Annotated in this window: 16 protein-coding genes; 3 read left to right on the top strand and 13 right to left on the bottom strand. The window is 35.4% G+C overall.

From position 1 onward, the window contains the following. Window positions 1-77: 77 nt before the first annotated feature. The 6 genes from ptsP to purD all read right to left on the bottom strand — a co-directional run bounded on the left by ptsP (window position 78) and on the right by purD (window position 6,379). Window positions 78-1,802, bottom strand: coding sequence for a phosphoenolpyruvate--protein phosphotransferase (gene ptsP, locus H624_RS0110035; RefSeq protein ID WP_026867472.1), 1,725 nt, complete (start codon window positions 1,800-1,802; stop codon window positions 78-80). Further along, a complete protein-coding gene (locus H624_RS0110030; protein ID WP_026867471.1) occupies window positions 1,802-2,068 on the bottom strand; it encodes a phosphocarrier protein HPr in 267 nt (88 codons plus the stop codon). The genes ptsP and H624_RS0110030 overlap by 1 nt, the downstream gene beginning before the upstream one ends. Window positions 2,069-2,126: 58 nt before the next feature. Further along, window positions 2,127-2,603, bottom strand: a complete 477-nt coding sequence (locus H624_RS0110025; RefSeq protein WP_035857241.1) for a hypothetical protein — start codon at window positions 2,601-2,603, stop codon at window positions 2,127-2,129. 60 nt (window positions 2,604-2,663) lie between these two features. Beyond that, window positions 2,664-3,557 carry a formimidoylglutamase gene (locus tag H624_RS0110020; RefSeq protein ID WP_035857239.1) on the bottom strand — a complete coding sequence of 298 codons (894 nt, stop codon included), beginning with the start codon at window positions 3,555-3,557 and terminating at the stop codon, window positions 2,664-2,666. Beyond that, on the bottom strand, window positions 3,535-4,794 hold the full coding sequence (auxA, locus tag H624_RS0110015) for a lipoteichoic acid stability factor AuxA (RefSeq protein WP_235678921.1): 1,260 nt from the start codon (window positions 4,792-4,794) through the stop codon (window positions 3,535-3,537). The genes H624_RS0110020 and auxA overlap by 23 nt, the downstream gene beginning before the upstream one ends. A 316-nt stretch (window positions 4,795-5,110) precedes the next feature. Further along, complete coding sequence (purD, locus tag H624_RS0110010; protein ID WP_026867467.1) at window positions 5,111-6,379, bottom strand: phosphoribosylamine--glycine ligase; 1,269 nt, start codon at window positions 6,377-6,379, stop codon at window positions 5,111-5,113. A 172-nt stretch (window positions 6,380-6,551) separates the two neighbouring features. Between purD and folD the strand changes: the two genes are divergently transcribed. After that, window positions 6,552-7,403, top strand: coding sequence for a bifunctional methylenetetrahydrofolate dehydrogenase/methenyltetrahydrofolate cyclohydrolase FolD (gene folD / locus H624_RS0110005; protein ID WP_026867466.1), 852 nt, complete (start codon window positions 6,552-6,554; stop codon window positions 7,401-7,403). A 165-nt stretch (window positions 7,404-7,568) separates the two neighbouring features. Here folD and H624_RS0110000 read toward each other — a convergent pair whose 3' ends face one another. Beyond that, window positions 7,569-8,528: a calcium/sodium antiporter gene (locus tag H624_RS0110000; protein ID WP_026867465.1), complete on the bottom strand. Its 960-nt coding sequence runs from the start codon at window positions 8,526-8,528 to the stop codon at window positions 7,569-7,571. 92 nt (window positions 8,529-8,620) lie between these two features. Here H624_RS0110000 and H624_RS0109995 point away from each other — a divergent pair, with 92 nt between their 5' ends. After that, window positions 8,621-9,331: an immunoglobulin-like domain-containing protein gene (locus tag H624_RS0109995; protein ID WP_026867464.1), complete on the top strand. Its 711-nt coding sequence runs from the start codon at window positions 8,621-8,623 to the stop codon at window positions 9,329-9,331. 33 nt (window positions 9,332-9,364) lie between these two features. Here the strand turns inward: H624_RS0109995 and H624_RS0109990 are convergent, their stop codons facing one another. The 5 genes from H624_RS0109990 to H624_RS0109970 form a co-directional block, all read right to left on the bottom strand. Then, window positions 9,365-9,880 carry a type 1 glutamine amidotransferase domain-containing protein gene (locus H624_RS0109990; protein ID WP_026867463.1) on the bottom strand — a complete coding sequence of 172 codons (516 nt, stop codon included), beginning with the start codon at window positions 9,878-9,880 and terminating at the stop codon, window positions 9,365-9,367. Between the two features lie 122 nt (window positions 9,881-10,002). Then, window positions 10,003-10,671 carry a hypothetical protein gene (locus H624_RS0109985; RefSeq protein ID WP_026867462.1) on the bottom strand — a complete coding sequence of 223 codons (669 nt, stop codon included), beginning with the start codon at window positions 10,669-10,671 and terminating at the stop codon, window positions 10,003-10,005. 91 nt (window positions 10,672-10,762) lie between these two features. After that, complete coding sequence (locus H624_RS0109980; RefSeq protein ID WP_342664969.1) at window positions 10,763-12,550, bottom strand: SLC13 family permease; 1,788 nt, start codon at window positions 12,548-12,550, stop codon at window positions 10,763-10,765. Between the two features lie 86 nt (window positions 12,551-12,636). Further along, window positions 12,637-13,446, bottom strand: coding sequence for a hypothetical protein (locus H624_RS0109975; protein WP_026867460.1), 810 nt, complete (start codon window positions 13,444-13,446; stop codon window positions 12,637-12,639). Between the two features lie 26 nt (window positions 13,447-13,472). After that, on the bottom strand, window positions 13,473-14,270 hold the full coding sequence (locus H624_RS0109970) for a WecB/TagA/CpsF family glycosyltransferase (RefSeq protein ID WP_026867459.1): 798 nt from the start codon (window positions 14,268-14,270) through the stop codon (window positions 13,473-13,475). 94 nt (window positions 14,271-14,364) lie between these two features. Between H624_RS0109970 and H624_RS0109965 the strand changes: the two genes are divergently transcribed. After that, window positions 14,365-15,075 carry a glycerophosphodiester phosphodiesterase gene (locus H624_RS0109965; protein WP_026867458.1) on the top strand — a complete coding sequence of 237 codons (711 nt, stop codon included), beginning with the start codon at window positions 14,365-14,367 and terminating at the stop codon, window positions 15,073-15,075. Window positions 15,076-15,106: 31 nt separating this feature from the next. Here H624_RS0109965 and tagH read toward each other — a convergent pair whose 3' ends face one another. After that, window positions 15,107-16,459: a teichoic acids export ABC transporter ATP-binding subunit TagH gene (gene tagH, locus H624_RS12930; protein ID WP_026867457.1), complete on the bottom strand. Its 1,353-nt coding sequence runs from the start codon at window positions 16,457-16,459 to the stop codon at window positions 15,107-15,109. Window position 16,460: the final 1 nt, after the last annotated feature.

The following is a 16,460-nucleotide window of genomic DNA, read 5'->3' as shown; positions in this document are numbered from 1 at the left end:
CGTTGTATAAATTTTTATGTTTTAAAAAAGACATGCAGTCTCCTCTGCATGTCCAGTTTACAATATAATATTTAATTTTAAGTTAAGTTTGTATATTCTTCTATTAAATAAAGTACATCCTCACCGCTATCTACGTTTAATACACGTTCAGCTAAATGCTCCATGTCAGTTTTTTTGACACCTGAAATATACTCACGAATCGATAATATTTTTTTTGAAGGAACGGATAATTCATCAATACCAAAACCAATTAATAATGCTATGGACTTATAGTCTGATGCCATTTCACCACAAAGACCAACCCATTTATCATACTTCTGACCACTATCAATCACCTTTTTAATTAAGCCTAAAACACTTGGGTGATAAGTTTGATACAAATCACTCACTTGGTGATTGAGACGGTCAGCTGCCATCGTATATTGAATTAAGTCATTTGATCCTATGCTAAAGAAATCAACATGTTTTGCAAGTTGGTCACTGATCATAGAAGCAGATGGTGTTTCGACCATAATCCCAGTAGATATTGACTTTAGTGTTTCATCTGTTTCCTTCTCAAATCGTTCTTTCTCTTCTATTAACAAGGCCTTCGCACGATTAAATTCGTCTAAAGTTGTAATCATTGGAAACATAACTTTTAAATCCCCATGAACACTGGCACGCACTAAAGCACGTAACTGTGTTCTAAAAATGTCTTCATTTTTTAACAGGAAGCGAATAGAACGCTCACCTAAAAATGGATTTGCTTCTTTAGGTAGGTTTAAGTAGGCTAGCTCCTTGTCTCCACCGATGTCTAGTGTTCTTATGATAACTGGCTTATCTTCTGAAGCTTCTAAAACCGTCTTATAAGCAGTGTATTGTTCTTCTTCGGTGGGTAGGTTCATACGGTTCATGTACAAGAATTCTGTACGATAAAGTCCGACACCTTCAGCATCGTTGTTACTTACATCAACGACATCCTCTGGTCCTTTAATATTGGCAAATAAATTCACTTTAATACCATCTAATGTTGTTGTTTCCTTACCCACTAACCTCTGTAATTCTTTAATCTTTCTTTCTTCAGCTTTTTGCTTTTCACTGTAGGCAGCGAACTCAACTTCTGTCGGAGAGAGTACAACATCTCCACTGAAGCCATCTACAATAATGTCGTCACCTTCAGTAACCTTCTCTACTATATCTTCAATCCCTGAGACGAGTGGGATATTTAGACTTCTAGCAATAATAGCAGCATGACTCGTCATACCGCCTTTTGCAGTTACGATACCATTTACATATTTACTATCTAGTTGAGCGGAAGCTGAAGGTGTTAGCTCTTCAGCGATGATTACTACAGGTTCTGTCATATGCGTCAAATCTGTTACTTCAACACCTCGAATGTTATTGATCAGTCTGAGACATATATCTTTAACATCGAGTGCCCTAGCACGCATATATTCTGATTCAAGGGTTTCAAATTTCTCGACATATACTTTTCCTGCTGCCTCAATTGCACTTTCAGCATTATTCAGTGCATTGATATGTTCGATTATTTGTTCATTGAATCCCGGGTCATCCAACATCATAATGTGCGCATCAAAAATGGCGGCACTATCTTCGTCGAGATTTTCTCCTACATTTTCTCTCAACTTTCTTAGCTGGACGTGAGCTTTTTGAACACTATCTTTGTATGCTTTTATTTCAGTTTCAACCTGATTACTTGCTATTTTCTCTCTAGTAATTTCAACATCAACTTTATTTGAAATAATTATGCTTCCAAAGCCGATTCCTTCACTCAATTGATTCCCTGTAATAATTTCGGGCATTATTCAGTCAGTCCTTCACTTGATAAAGTTTCTGAAATTGCTTCAATTGCTTCTTCTTCATCTTTGCCATCAGTATAAATAGTCACTTCTGCACCTTTACCTACCCCTAATGACATGACACCCATAATTGATTTTAAATTAACTTTCTTACTGTTATATTCGAGTTCGATGTCCGACTCAAATTTAGTTGCTGTCTGGACCAGGATTGTAGCTGGACGTGCATGAATACCTGTTTCATCTATAATTAAAAAAGACCTGCTCTCCATTGACTTTTCTCCTTTAGGTGATATTTTATCTGTTGATTACATTCATTTTACAATATTTTTAAGATTCTTGCATTGAACCATCAACAATTTGTGCATTTAAATACGAAACGCATTTCTCAATGTGATCATCACCGAGTTTTTTCATTAGGAAATAAGAAATTAAAGCAGTCGTTCCTTGTGTAGCAATTGGAATAATACCAAACTGGCCGTTGGATTTTCGTTGTTTCTTGCTGATTTTATTCACAGCAAAACCGATGGATTTCCTTGCGACAAATTCACCGACTACACTCGAAGCCATAACAGCTGCACGTGTCTTCATATCGTCTGTATATTTTGTGATATCTTCATGTTCTATACCAAAAATTTCTTCAATATTATCATTGATTTCATTCATCATCTTCATATCCGTACCTACATCAAGTAATGGTATCGGTAAAGCAGCAGCAAGTGCAGAATATCTAGCCTTAGATCTAACTAATTCTCTTGCTTCTTCTGCACTATTATTTATTTCTTCTTTAGTTAACGTCGTAGACATACTTATCTTCTCCTTTAAAAGTTCTATTAAGTACTATACCCACTTTATAAAAGTTTGAACTTAATTGAACGGATTCACAGACAAAAATTTATAAATAATACTTGCCGCGAGTGCACTCGTTCGATCATTTTCATCTAGTGGTGGAGAAACTTCAGATATATCAAAGCTTTTCAAGTTGTCTAGCTTTGAGAATTTTGCAATCAAATTATGAATTTCGATGGCTGTATAACCATTTGGCGTCATTGCACTTACACCTGGTGCAGTTGCCGCTTCTACTGAATCCATACATAAGGTCATGATCACTGTATCGTAATCTCGAAGTTGTTTAAATACAGTATCAGCTGCCGCCGTTTCTCTGACCTCATCAATAGAATAGTAGTTAACATTAAAGCGGTCAGCAGTATCATATAAAGTTTTTGTGTTTCCTTGTTTCTGAAGCCCTAATACATAATAATCCACATCATTATCAGCAGTTAGTATTTGATGAAACATTGTACCGGATGACGGTCTTTCATCTCGTAAATCAAAATGGGCATCGAAATTTAAGATGGCAAGTTTACCATCAAATATCTGCCTTATACCGAGATAGTGTCCGTACAAGGTTTCATGTCCACCACCGATGATAATCGGGCGACTACTCACCTCGTAGATCTCAGCTAATTTCTCAGCAAGAGATTTTTGAGAGGCTTCTAAATCTTCATCCCCAATAATTGTACCTGCATCATAGAGTGTATCGTTATAAGCATATGATGATAGTTTTTCTCTCACTTTAAACGGTGCTTCTTTTGCACCAAGGCGACCTTTGTTTCTTTTTATACCTTCTTCAGAACTAAAACCAATAATGACGGGCGCCTTAGTTTGACCATTAAAATCCTGAATTTGTTGGTGAATACGCTCATTTAAGTCTTCCGTGTCAACACGGCCAGAATATTTATACTTCCTTATCTCGTGCATCATTTCGACCTCCCTTAAATTCTTTAAAAATACTAATGATTAACAACGGTGTCAGAATCAATACCAAGAATACATTGAACGGTAAAATAAAGAGTGAAAGTTCTACGTCTTTAAATAATGTAATGTAGAGACTGACTGTCACATTTAACCAAAGTATGAAGATGGTGATCATCTGTCTATGGTAATGAGAATTTCTCAGTAAAACCAAGACCGTAAAGTAGATATATAGCACAATCAAAACAAGTGAGATTAAGAGATTTACCCATTCGTAAATTGTCTGCATATCACTTAGTTTGAAATACCCTTCAACAAAAACACCGTTACGATTGTTGAACTCTAAGAAAATAAAGAATAAGGACACGAAACCAAGAAGTAATTCTAAGTAAGACACCTTAAACCATGAAGGTAGATCTGTTTCAAAGAATTGTTTCAATTTATCGAGTAGTCGATTTCTAAAATCATATAATTTCTTAGAGAAGCCTAAGTACTTATCGACTTTAGACGTGTTAAGCGATTTACGATTTTTATTTAAGCGTGATAGCTGGTCTTCTTTTTCTATACCAGGCTTTTTTAGTATGTTCGTGGACTTCAATAAAAACACTCCGACCCATAAGGCCATATAAGATGACACCCAAACTAAGGCGAAGAATACATTTATCGATAAGACATCGGTTGGCGTGATAGTCGATTCTATATTTGAGTACACTGAGTTTTGTGTAAAGAAATATGCAATACCATAGAAGAACAAGATAATCATGTAATGTTCCTTACGGTGTGCTGGATTTAAGTACTCATTAAAAATACTAAATAATAGATGAATAATAAAAGCAAATAAGAATAAAAAGGCCCATAAGCCATATACTTCTGTCATCAATATAGTTGTAATGATAAATAATCCTAGAGATAATCCTAAATAGAAAAATGTCAGAACAACATCGTATTTTGTCGTTGATTTTATCCAGGAAGCGACCTTAAACATAAAAATACCAAAGCCAATAATTAATATTCCTCCGATAATTGGAAAGCCTCCAATCATTGTTGAAAGCATGTTTAACACTTCAAGGAAGAAGGCATTGATTAAATCGAAGACTGTCTCTATGCTATTCTCATTGACTTCTTGCTCCTCACCGCGTAGTGCACCAGTGTTAAACAAAATAAAAATACCTAAAACTATAAAAAATACACCTAATACATAGCTGATTAATACTTCACTACTATTTCTTAATTTACTTATCATGTGGTCACCTCTAGACTTACAGTATATAAAATATCAACATAAATTTCATTTAATGCAATATTAGTGTTTAAAAGCTATAAAACTGGATATATATTAATTAACAGAAAATAATATAATTGATATCTACATATCCAAAAAGTTTTGCAAGAAAATATGAGCTATAATGATTACAATGTGTCATTATACCATTTTTGTACTCTATACTCATGTAAAAAGAAACTGAATTTACCTAGCATTCCTATAATTTATAGGGATGCTTTTTTTAACAAAAAAAGCATGTTCCCTTTGACTAGAAAACATGCCTTAAAATCAGGTCCTAATTTGATAATAATGCACGATGTGCAATATCGGTACGATAAAAGACCTCACCCTCATTAAATTTTATTTCTTTAATACTGTCATAGGCAGACTTGAAAGCATCTTCAATCGTATCCCCTGTTCCAGTAACAAGCATGATACGCCCACCTTTTGAAATATAGTCACCCTCTTCTGTTTGGGCAATACCACTAACATAGCTTCGTTCCATAATGCTATCGTCAAACTGAATGGCTAAGCCTTCCTTATACTCGTATGGATAACCTTCAGTTGCAAGCATGACTCCAACAGTGTATCCAGACTTCCATTTTATTGTAAAGGGCCGTTTAGCCTTTAAGTCCTCAAGTAGTGATGCAAAATCACTCTCGATCATATTAAGAAGCACTTGAGCCTCAGGATCTCCAAATCTTGCATTATATTCTAAAACTTTAACGCCATCATCGGTAATCATAGCACCTAGATATAACACTCCGAAATAGCTTAATCCCTCTTTTACCATAGCATCAACTGTTGGTTCGATTATCGTTTTGACAGTTTCTTCTCTTACCGTTTCACTAATATGTGTGACAGGTGCATAGGCACCCATACCTCCAGTATTCGGTCCTTTATCCTTACCGAAAGCTTTTTTATGGTCTTGGGCAATAATTTCAAAGGCATGTGAAAAGTCTTCATTTACAAATACCATTAATGAGAATTCTTCACCTTCTAAATACTCCTCAATAATAAGTGGTTCGAATTGCTCGCTATCTTCAGAAGTCAACATTTCTAACGCTTCTAAACCATCTTGAGTGTTCTTAACAATCATGACACCCTTACCTTCAGATAGACCATCCTTTTTTATTACAAACGGTGTTTCTCTCGATTCTATATGAGCTTTTACTTTTTCATAACTTGTAAATATTTCATAATCCGCAGTCGGTATATTGTATTTTTTTAACAAGTTTTTAGTGAAGCTTTTACTGGTTTCCATTCTAGCTTCTGACTTTCTCGGACCAAACACTGTCAAACCATATTCATCAATTAAAAAATCAGCAAGTCCTAATGATAATGGTTTAGCATCCCCTATGATGACCCAATCCACTTGTTTTTCTATGCAGATACCGGCAATCGCATCAAAATCATCTTCAGATACTCTGTACATGACTTCACAAATTTCTCTCATGCCAGCATTACCTGGAATCGCAAAAATTTGATCGACACTGTCTGATTTACTCAACATTTTGACAATGGCATGTTCTCTCCCGCCCTTGCCAATTACTGCAACGTTCATAGTGATTCCCCTTTCAATTCTGTTACAGACTCTTAATATGAACTTTACATCAGTATATCTTAAATCTTTGCACTCTACTAATTTCTTGTCATAAAACAATTAGTATTTTCATAGCTTTTTCTTATGACTTTAGAGATAATAAGATAGAGAAACTTTTTAGGAGGGTTTAAGAATGACTGCAGAATTACTAAACGGACGTGAAATCGCTAAAGATTATCGTGCCGGATTGCAAGAAGAAGTAGAAAAATTAAAAACACAAGGTGTTGTACCTAATCTTACGGTCGTCATCGTAGGGAATGACGGTGCTTCATTAAGTTATGTCCGTTCTAAAAATAAAGCGGCTGAAAAAATTGGTATGGAATCTGCAATTGTACATCTACCAGAAGAAACTTCGGAGGATGAAGTACTACAAAAAATTGATGAGTTAAATAATGATGACAGTGTGAGTGGCATCTTAGTCCAAGTACCCCTACCTGAACAGGTTGATGAAAACAAAGTACTTGAAGCAATTGCACCACATAAAGATGTTGACGGATTTAGTCCTGTTAATATTGGTAGACTTTATACTGGTCAACGTACATTCGTACCATGTACGCCACTTGGTATCATGGAATTATTAAAACACACAGGATCATTAGAAGGTAAAACCGTGGCAGTAGTGGGTCGGTCACACATCGTTGGGCAACCAGTTGCTAAATTACTTACAAATGAAAACGCAACGGTTACTTTAATGCACTCACGTACCAAAGATATGGTCGCACAACTTAAAAACTTCGACGTTGTTGTAAGTGCCGTAGGTAAACCAGGATTAATTTCAGGTAAAGACCTTAAAGAAGGAGCGATTGTCATCGACGTTGGTAACACAGTCGTTGACGATAAGCTTGTTGGTGATGTTGACTTTGAAAGTGCAAAAGAAGTTGCAAGTTACATTACTCCAGTTCCAGGTGGTGTGGGCCCATTAACAATCACAATGGTATTAAATAACACACTTCTTGCGGCTAAATGGCACAACGGATTTGAATAATATAAATAAATCACCCGAGTGTTAGGCATTTGCCTAACACTCGGGCGTTATTATTTTAAAACGACTCATATAAATACTAACTTTTTAAGTATTAATCTCTTTAAATCTACCTGTTGAAAATTTCTCTGCAATTTCTCTTTGCATCAAAGTCAGCTCCTTAATTCACTAACCTCTTAAAATAATGTAAGTGAGATATACTAAGTAGAATACTAGTAAAATTACGCCCTCTATCTTTGTAAGTTTCTTTCTCCACAAAGCTAAAACTAGGAGTAAGACTGTTGCTGCTATTAGTATCCATCCATCGATGATAAAGTCACCACTAACATTTAGTGGTTCAATCGTTGCTGTAAGTCCAGTAACGAAGAATATATTGAAGATATTACTTCCGACAATGTTACCTATTGCCATAGATGCCTCGCCCTTTAGTGCTGCAGTAATCGATGTCACAAGTTCTGGAAGTGACGTACCGATTGCTACTATAGTTAAACCAACGAGAGCTTGACTCATACCTAGACTGATTGCGATAGATGACGCATTAGATACAACCATTTCCCCACCAAGCACAATTCCTATTAAACCAATAACAAATAAGACGATGCTTTTTAGCCAAGACATATTCTTACTATCATCCGTACTACTTTCTTCTTTTAAATGTTTGGAGCGTTTTGTCTTAATAAGAATATAAAAAATAAATAGTACAATACCAACTAGTAGAATAATACCATCTACTCTACTGACAACGTTTGTGGCACTAGAAAATAGAATGGCATCTGACATTAGAATCAATAATAGACCTGCCGCGATTAAAGAGTAAGGTAACTCTCTTGTACTTGTCTGTCTATCAATAATTAAAGTAGACACTAAGGCAGTGATGCCGAGTAAAAGTGTGATATTGATGATGTTACTTCCAATTATATTCCCTAATACCATATCTCCATTTCCTTCTAATGCTGCAATGATACTTACTACAGCCTCAGGTGCACTAGTGCCAAATGCAACAATGGTTAAACCAACTACCATTGGTGAGATATGTAGCTTTTCTGCTATAGAAGAGGCGCCATCGACAAAAAAGTCAGCACCTTTTATCAAAAGTAAAAAGCCAATAACTAATAAAATCCATTCCATATACTTCACTCCTTTTTTGTTATTCTTGGTCGTCCCTATACCATTATGATAAAATTAAAACAATTCTATTACTAGCTCTGGAGGTATAATATATGAACTCTAAAAATCTTATAAAATTCATGATCGGTATCTTACCACTTGCTCCAGCAGTAAATACATACCTAGATCAAGATACTGAACAAAACACTTCCGAAGAAACGCCTGAAGATTACAACGGGCCAACCATGGAAGAAGAAATAAATAATCATACAGGTAATTTACCTGCCATTAAAAATGTTGAAAATGTTAATGTACAAAACGGTGATGATTTTGATCCGTTACAAGGTGTCTACGCTGTCGATAATACAGACGGTAACCTGACTGAGGAAATTGAGATTACTGAAAACAATGTAAACACCTCACAAAATGGTACGTATAATGTATCTTACAGAGTAGAAAACTCAAATGGTGGCTATTACACCTATGTTCGTGTGATTACAGTTTCCGAGGCTCCATCTGATAGTTTACCACAAGTACCACCAAGTGATGATTCAAGTGAATCAGATAATGAAAATTCCAATGAAAGCAATAATGCTGAAGTCCTATTTGAAGGTGTAGATGACCTCACGATAACAGCAGGAGAAGAATTTGATGCTAAAAGTGGTGTTAGAGTCACTGATGTCGATGGTACTGATATTAGTGATCAGCTCTATATATCAGGCGAAGTTGACACACAAACACCGGGTGAATATACAATTGCCTATGCTGTTTTTGACATCTTTGGCAACCCAAATGCTGTCGGACGTACAGTTACAGTACAATAATAAAAGACTGCAGATAATCTGCAGTCTTTTTACTTACTGGGCTAATTGACGTTTGACTTCACCATTGAATTCATCTAAGTCAGCAGGTGTACGGCTTGTTACTAAATTACCGCAAACCTCAAGTGCCTTATCGTCCCAGTTTGCACCAGCATTAATTAAATCGTTTTTTACATTTTTCACGCTTGTTACATGTCTATCTTTTAATAGATTCGTATCTACTAATAATTGTGGACCATGGCAAATCGCGAATACGGGTTTGTCATTTTCTAAGAAATGTGCTGCAAATTTACCAAAACGGTCTTCTTTGTCCCCTCTTAAGCTATCAGGTGAGAATCCGCCTGGGATAAGAAGCGCATCATAATCACTCGCTGATACATCTCCAATAGCGTGATCTGATTCAAATTGACCACCCTTTTTACCTTCGACTGTTTTACCCTCTGGAGAGATAAGATCAACCTTATGTCCTTCCTGTTCCATCGTTTCTTTAGGGCTAGTATATTCAATATCTTCTACTAAGTCTGTCATAATTACAGCAATATTTTTAGTCATTGTAACATTCCTCCGTTATGATTTCTTGCATTAGATAATATTCCCGTAGACAATATTTTTAAACATCTTTATAAGTATCAAAATACCCTAAAAATTTAAGATAAACTTTTAGGGTATTTACTCTATTCACTATAAGTGACAAGTGAATCATCACTACTTTGTAACTCATTATTAACTTCTTCGACATGCTTTATGTATCTGTCACTATTTGAAATATGAACATCCATGAATGCCTTATGTGCTTCTTTTTTGTTGGCAATCATTGATTTAAATTCTAAGATAGCAAGTGTTCGATTCGATATTGCGAGCAAGAGATCTTCTTTCATCTTCGATAGGTGTTCTCTTTCATTATCAGCGAGTTCTGTAGGAATTGATATTTTTGAAATCTCAGTTTCTAATTCACTATAACGTTCGTTTAAATCTGTTATCATTTCTGCAGCTTCATCAATTTCTAATAAATTGTAGTTATATTCAGTATACATCGGAATAAAATTTTCATTCCAAATCGATGATATACTCGCACCTGTCTCATAAAGTTGCGCGCTGACATACTTCAAAGATGGCATCTGAATATTTTGTAATTCGATATCTGACAATCCATCGACGGTAAAGACATCTTTACGATCAACTATGTCTGTATTTGCATCTTCTCCCACTGGATCAATAACGAGATGATTAATCGTGGTGTGCGACTTAGTGACAAGTGGCAAATTTTCAATTCTTGATAATTTGTCTGTTGTACTGCACCCTGTTAGAAGTATGACAAATACTATTAAAAGTATTTGTTTCAAAGAAAGGACCTCACAAATTAAAGTTTTGGTTGATTCTCTTTCGTATTGTAACACAGCTGTAATTTAATTGAAACATCTCATTAAAAATCTATTAATACCATACAAAATAAATGATAAAACAAGCAACTACCATAACAATTAACGACAATGGTGTACCGACTTTTAGATAATCACTAAATTTGTAACCACCTGGTCCGTATACTATTAGGTTGGTTTGGTAACCAATCGGTGTCATGAAACTTGCAGATGCTGCGATGGCAATTGTAACAACTAAGCCCATATAATCGACATTAATCGCATTTGCCATCTCTAAAGCAATTGGAAACATTAACACTGATGCTGCACTATTTGTAATCACTTCTGTAAAAGTATTCGTAACAAAATATATAATAAAGATAACACCAAGAACACCAAAAGGGGTAGCCAAGTACGTTAAACCACTTGCAACATATTGTGCAAGACCCGACTCAGTCATCGCTGCACCAACACCAAAGGCGCTGGCAATGAGTAGAATGACATCAAACTGAATGAAACTTGTTATCTCTGTCGGGTTAATAAATCTAAACCCAACCAATAAGACAACAAGTACTAACATTGCTTCTAGCATTGATAACCAGCCCATAGTGACAACTAAAATCATCAGCAAGAGGGCAACCAGCCCAATCCAACCTTTAGTCATATCTTGTTTTAGTTTCTCAGGCGGTTGCACAGGCGTAATGACATAAAAATCTGACGAATGTTTGTTTCTATCTATAAAGGTTTGATCTGCAATAAGTAGTAAGGTGTCACCTGTCTTTAATACGATATCGCCAACACGACTTTTGATGCGCTGATTATTTCTATGTATAGCAATAACTCCAGCATTGTACCTATTTTTAAAATTCACTTGCTTAATTGTTCTATTTAAAAGTGATGAATTATGAGAAACGACTGTTTCAACTAACACATTATCATCATTTTTAAGATCTTCTAAAGTAAGTTCTGTACCCGTTTTAACAGTGACTCCCTTTTCCTTTTGAATCTTGGCAATGGTATTTAAGGAACCAGAAAAAATAATATGGTCTCCTTCTTCTACTACTGTCAGACCATTTATAGGAAATACTCTCTTATTATTTCTTAGAATCTCGATTATATAAATGCCATCAAATACTTCTTTTCCTAGCTCTGTCACCGTGTTCCCTGCAAGTTCAAATTCATCTTCTATAACCGCTTCAGCTAAAAATTCTTTTGTTTCTTGGCTAATTTGCTGTTTGGCTCCTAAGTGTTCGGGTAATAAACGGTAACCAATGGTTAATAAGAAAATTAGCCCCACTATAGTAATGGGTATTCCGACAACTGAGAGTGTAAAGAAACTAAAACCCTCAAGACCTGCACTTAGTAATAAGCCATGTACAACTAGATTCGTCGATGTACCAATCATGGTAATGGTCCCACCGAGAATTGTCATATAAGATAAGGGCATTAAAAATTTTGAAGGGCTGTAATTATTATCTATTGCCCAGTTTTTCAAGATTGGGGTTAAGGCAACGACAATTGGAGTATTGTTTAAAAAACCAGACGATAGCCCTAAAGGTAATAATACTTTTAACATACTTGCTTTGATATTTTTACCTTTACCTAAAAGACGATATACTACAAGTTCTATAATACCGTGCTTCTGGATTGCACCAGCAACTATAAATAACAGGAGTATAGTGAGCATCCCTTCGTTTGCAAAGCCATTAAGCGCCTCTGTATTGGAAATGACTCCACTTAATAGAAATACAACTAAGGTGAGAAATATCAAAAAGTCCGCTCTCATCACTTCAAATAACAAACCAAGCAACATCAATACGATGATGATAGCAACAAAAATCATCTCTCCAGTCAAAGTCGTCACCCCCTATCAATATTTTCTAAATCTTAAAGGTATCTTATCATATTTACAGATATCTCTATATAAAAAAAGAGCATATAAACTGCTCTTTAATTTTCAGATATAAAATTCACCAGCTCATCTGACATAGCTGGGGTCACTTCTTCAAGTAGTAATTCGAGACGAGGCTCACCAGCAGCCGGACTTGCGATTTCTTCTTGGTCAAAATTAAAAATAACACTTTCCTTCGATATGTCTACATTACTAAAGGTATTGGCTTCATTGTGTACCCAGTCAGATAACTTGTCTCGGTCGATATACGCACTGTATATTTCCATTTCAGCTAAGTTTCGGTTCAACACTTCAAATAGGTAATCTCTTTTTTCTGAAGATTGATCGAACAAACGATCTTCAATTAAGGTCGACGTTTCTTTGATATCGACGAACATAAAGGCTACACGGTTAATATCGTTGGTTTGATTCAACTTACTGTTTATATTAAATCTCAAGGCAAACACATCCTCATTTAACTGAGTCGGTGTAACTTGAATGTTTAAACTTGCCTTAAATTCTTCATCACCCTCATCTGCACTGATAAGATTATTGAACACTTCTATTTGTTCGTTATTAAAATTATTTATACTCTCATCAATAGACGCTATTTCAAACTTTGGGTATTCCACAGACACAATTTTATTGTCGTCTTCATCAGCCTCAGTTACTATTTTTAAACCCTCTTCATCTGATTCCGTCAATTGTTTATCGTTAGCAGGTGCATCTTTGTCTTTCTTTTCATATTGCCCATTTTCTAGCATTCCGAGCGCTTCTTCATTACCTCTTGGTTCATTTTCTTCAGTGCTACAGGCTTGAAGCACTAAAACCATCATGCCAATCATCATTAAAACTATCTTTACTTTCATCGAATATGCTCCTACTATATTTGTAGTTAACGTATGCCATCTCGTGATGATCTTGATTTTGTTTTAGAAAAACCTAATTTTTTCATAATCCATTTAATACCGGGTGTGTGTAATAACATAAACTCCAACACTTTCATATCTCGTTTCAAACGATTGGGTTCTTTTAATAATCGGTATAGCCATTCGAGTTGAAACTTTATCCAAATTTCTGGTGCTCTTTTGATGTGACCACTTAAAACATCAAAGCTACCCCCTACACCTATAAAAATGCCCTTATCGAACGACTCTATATTATGGTATATCCATCCTTCTTGACGTTTGGCACCAAGTGCAACAAAAACGATATCTGGATTTGAGTCCAGCACTAACTTTGAAACCTCTTCATCAAAACGGTTAAAATAGCCATCTCTTCTACCCGCGATAACAACACCTGGAAAATCCCTTTCAACAATTTTAACGACATCTTTGTTTACAAGTTCACTTGCCCCTAAAAAGAATACACGTTTTTTATAGTCATTCGCGTATTGCAACAAGTCATACATGATGTCTACACCAGTCACACGTTCTTTTAACGGTGTACCTTTAAACTTCGATGCATTCACTACACCAATTCCGTCAGCGACAACGTAATCCGCACTTTGAACAATTGCTTTAAAATCAGGATCATCTCTTGTTTCGATAACGACTTCTGGGTTTGCAGTCACTATGAAACATTTTTTATTTTCTTCTATTGCTGGATAGACGATTTTCTTTAGCAAAGAATACCTGGAAATATTAATAAATTCTATATCCATTAGTGTCACTGTTTTCTTTATCTCTCCCATGTCGTTACCTCCTTTTCAAAAGAAATCTTTACAATTTATATACATTAAAATGTTACACTATTTTTAGAATTAATATTTGTTTGGAGTGTGTTGTATGATTAAAGTATTTGCCCATAGAGGTGCTGAGTCCAGTCGACCTGAAAACACTAAAGATGCTTTTTTATACGCCTTAGAACTTGGTGCTAAGGCAATCGAACTCGATGTTCAACTGACTAAGGATAATGTACCTGTTGTCATTCATGATTATACCTTAACGCGTTATAATAAAGATTACACACTACCAGTAGATAATTATACATATGAGGCATTAAGCCAAATTGATGTAGGTTCGTATTTTTCAACTAATTATAGTTATTCAAGAGTACCAACCTTATCCTCAATCTTAGAAATCATACCACAAAATGTCTTATTAAATATCGAGATTAAAAATACTCCTAAAAGACATCAGGGCATTGAAAAAAAAGTTGCTGATTTAATCTCAGAATACCGTGCGATCGATAATACAATCGTATCTTCATTTGATCATATTGCTCTAAAGACAATCAGTAAAATTAATCCAAATTTGAAGCTCGGCTTTTTAATTCACTATCCAATGATTAATCCAGGTCAATACGTTCATAGCACGGGCTTAAATGCTGTCAGCATTCATCCTAATAAAAATATAGTCAATGAAACATTTATTCAAGAATGTAAACAATATGGTTACAAAATATATCCATACACTGTAAAAGATGAAACTGACTACACCCGACTAACTGATCTCGGTGTCGATGGCTTTTTTACTTCTACAACAGACTATTATTAAGAAAAGAAGAGGTACCTAGGGCACCTCTTTTTTAAAGTGTATCTAGTTCTTCTGTCGAGGTTACAACATTATTACTATGGATCCAAACTAAGTCTGAACCCTTGTCAATCGTCCCTCTATACCAAGTATTGTTTCCGACCAGTACCGTCTCAACAACGTTAAATTCTAATCCCGCATGATGTTCTAAAGTTTCATGGACATATTGTTTTTTACCACCCCATGGCTCAGTTGACGCAAAGCCACGACCAAGTAAATAAAATGTCTTTTTGTCGAAATCAACCACAGTGTGAACGTGTGAGGATGTTTCAATTCCTCTAATCCATCCTATAACGCCGTCCACACCACTTGGTTCAGTGCTCAGTAAGTAATAGTTCTCAAACTGATAAGTCGCTTCTCGTTTTACATAGTACACTTTATTTTTTAATATTTGTGCATCTCTTTTATTTTCATCACTATTCGGTGCTTCAAAAATATAAGTAGTATAGGCTTTTAAGTGTGCAAGTCTACTCACTGGACGAATGGAATAGGTATGTGATTCTTCCAATTCTTCTTCATTATCTAAAACCATTAACTTGCCCATTTTTTTATATTTGATATTTTTCGGATCCATCGCCATTACTTTAGAACGATATAAGTCCTTTTCTTCCTTTTGCATGTTCTGCCACTTGTTTAAGAAGGCTTCATACAGAGGTAGAACATCCTTCACATCACCGTAGGCTTTGACTCTTCCAAACTCAAGCCATAATATTTTATCACAGAAAGTCTTCATTTGACCAATGGAATGGCTGACAAAAATCATCGTCTTTCCTTGATCCTTGAATTCCATCATTTTTTTTAAACTTTTATCCGCAAATGCTCTATCCCCAACGGATAAGGCCTCATCAATAATTAAAATATCCGGATCAACCTTTACACTTATAGCAAAACCCAGTCTAGATTTCATTCCACTAGAATATGATTTTACAGGTTGATCTATAAAGTTTTCCAACTCTGAAAACTCTATAATTTCTGGCTCAAGCGCCTTAATTTCTTCCTTAGAAAAACCGAGCATCAGACATTTTAATTCAATATTGTCCCTACCAGTTAAGTCATCATTTAAGCCTGCCGCAACTGCGATTAAGGCAGGTTGGCCGTTGACTTGTACATCACCGCTCGTTTCTGGCACTATACCAGCAATGATATTGGATAAGGTAGATTTACCAGAACCATTGATTCCGATAAAACCAACGACATCGCCTTTGTCAGCTTCAAACGATACACCATTCAAGGCATAAAAGTTATCCCCATGTTCTTTTGGACTAATTAAGTCCAACATGCGTTCTTTAGAGCTCTCATACAATTTATATTTTTTTACGACATCTTTTGTTACTATAGCTTTTGTCATA

The organism is Jeotgalicoccus marinus DSM 19772 (genome assembly GCF_000425825.1).
GTDB lineage: Bacteria > Bacillota > Bacilli > Staphylococcales > Salinicoccaceae > Jeotgalicoccus > Jeotgalicoccus marinus.
Note: the sequence above shows the minus strand (reverse complement) of the source record. Positions and strands in the feature narration are given on the sequence as shown.

Excerpts from the sequence above, each read along its gene's own strand:
- folD (WP_026867466.1), top strand. The coding sequence starts at position 6,552 with ATGACTGCAGAATTACTAAACGGACGTGAAATCGCTAAAGATTATCGT.
- H624_RS0110000 (WP_026867465.1), bottom strand. The coding sequence starts at position 8,528 with ATGGAATGGATTTTATTAGTTATTGGCTTTTTACTTTTGATAAAAGGT.
- ptsP (WP_026867472.1), bottom strand. The coding sequence starts at position 1,802 with ATGCCCGAAATTATTACAGGGAATCAATTGAGTGAAGGAATCGGCTTT.
- tagH (WP_026867457.1), bottom strand. The coding sequence starts at position 16,459 with ATGACAAAAGCTATAGTAACAAAAGATGTCGTAAAAAAATATAAATTG.
- H624_RS0109990 (WP_026867463.1), bottom strand. The coding sequence starts at position 9,880 with ATGACTAAAAATATTGCTGTAATTATGACAGACTTAGTAGAAGATATT.
- H624_RS0109975 (WP_026867460.1), bottom strand. The coding sequence starts at position 13,446 with ATGAAAGTAAAGATAGTTTTAATGATGATTGGCATGATGGTTTTAGTG.
- H624_RS0109995 (WP_026867464.1), top strand. The coding sequence starts at position 8,621 with ATGAACTCTAAAAATCTTATAAAATTCATGATCGGTATCTTACCACTT.
- purD (WP_026867467.1), bottom strand. The coding sequence starts at position 6,379 with ATGAACGTTGCAGTAATTGGCAAGGGCGGGAGAGAACATGCCATTGTC.
- H624_RS0110030 (WP_026867471.1), bottom strand. The coding sequence starts at position 2,068 with ATGGAGAGCAGGTCTTTTTTAATTATAGATGAAACAGGTATTCATGCA.
- auxA (WP_235678921.1), bottom strand. The coding sequence starts at position 4,794 with ATGATAAGTAAATTAAGAAATAGTAGTGAAGTATTAATCAGCTATGTA.
- H624_RS0110025 (WP_035857241.1), bottom strand. The coding sequence starts at position 2,603 with ATGTCTACGACGTTAACTAAAGAAGAAATAAATAATAGTGCAGAAGAA.
- H624_RS0109970 (WP_026867459.1), bottom strand. The coding sequence starts at position 14,270 with ATGGGAGAGATAAAGAAAACAGTGACACTAATGGATATAGAATTTATT.
- H624_RS0109965 (WP_026867458.1), top strand. The coding sequence starts at position 14,365 with ATGATTAAAGTATTTGCCCATAGAGGTGCTGAGTCCAGTCGACCTGAA.
- H624_RS0110020 (WP_035857239.1), bottom strand. The coding sequence starts at position 3,557 with ATGCACGAGATAAGGAAGTATAAATATTCTGGCCGTGTTGACACGGAA.